Origin of the sequence: Sphingobacterium nematocida (assembly GCF_900168125.1) — a bacterium.
GTDB classification, from domain to species: Bacteria; Bacteroidota; Bacteroidia; order Sphingobacteriales; family Sphingobacteriaceae; genus Sphingobacterium; species Sphingobacterium nematocida.
In genome coordinates, this window is record NZ_FUZF01000003.1 from 464,589 (window position 1) to 465,660 (window position 1,072).

A 1,072-nucleotide genomic window follows, 5' to 3' on the forward strand; every position below is an offset into this window, starting at 1 on the left:
GCTCTGACCTTAGGACTGCTCCATACCTCAGCTTCCATCTTACGGCAGTTGACACAGTTCCAGCCTGTAAAATCTACCAACAACGGTTTCTTCTGTTCTTTGGCAGCAGCTAACGCTTCGTCGTAATCGTAGTAAGGATCCAACCCTTTGATCGTTGACTTGCTATGGAAGTAGGTATAATGTTTACGGCTTGCCGCAGCGGGATCTGCCGTATGCCCGCCACCTCCACCAGAGGCCATATTGTTCAGATCAAAATCCTGTGTACCTATAGGAGGTAAGAATGCCGATATCGCTTTCAGAGGCGCTCCCCATAGACCGGGCACCATGTACACCACAAAGGAGAATACCAATATAGCGAACATCGTACGTGGAATGGAAAGAAACAGCAATGGACTATCGTGCGAAAACTGGATCTTTCCGATAAGGTACAGTCCCAGCAATCCGAAGATTACAATCCACAGCGCCAAATACACTTCACGGTCAATCAGGTTCCAGTTGTAGGCAAGATCCACATTGGAGAGAAACTTAAGTGCAAGGGCCAGTTCCAGGAATCCGAGAACAACCTTTACACTGTTCAACCAGCCACCGGATTTAGGCATAGACTTGAGCATCGATGGGAACATCGCAAAGAGTACAAAAGGTACTGCCAGTGCAATAGAAAAGCCCAACATACCTATTGCAGGACCTAGACGTTCGCCGCGTGTCGCCGCCTCGACCAATAAGGTGCCGATGATAGGACCTGTACAGGAGAAGGAAACTACCGCTAGACTGGCCGACATGAAGAACAGTCCGATAAGACCGCCTTTGTCCGACTGCGCATCGATCTTGTTGACAAAAGAACTCGGTAGTGTGATCTCGAAAGCACCAAGGAATGATGCCGCAAAAACAACCAGTAGAAGAAAGAAAAAGAAGTTGAATATCCCGTTTGTAGACAGTTCATTCAATGCTTCCGGACCAAATGCTATGGTGATCAACATCCCCAGAGCGACATAGATTACGATAATAAATAACCCGTAGAGAAAGGCCTGGGATATCGCTTTGGAGCGGCTGCCCGACTTCTTGGTAAAGAAGC

1 protein-coding gene is annotated in these 1,072 nt (G+C 47.9%); it reads right to left on the reverse strand.

Features of this window, described 5'->3' with window-relative positions:
* On the reverse strand, window positions 1–1,072 hold a 1,072-nt coding region (locus tag B5X76_RS06420; protein ID WP_176141005.1), incomplete at both ends, for a protein-disulfide reductase DsbD family protein.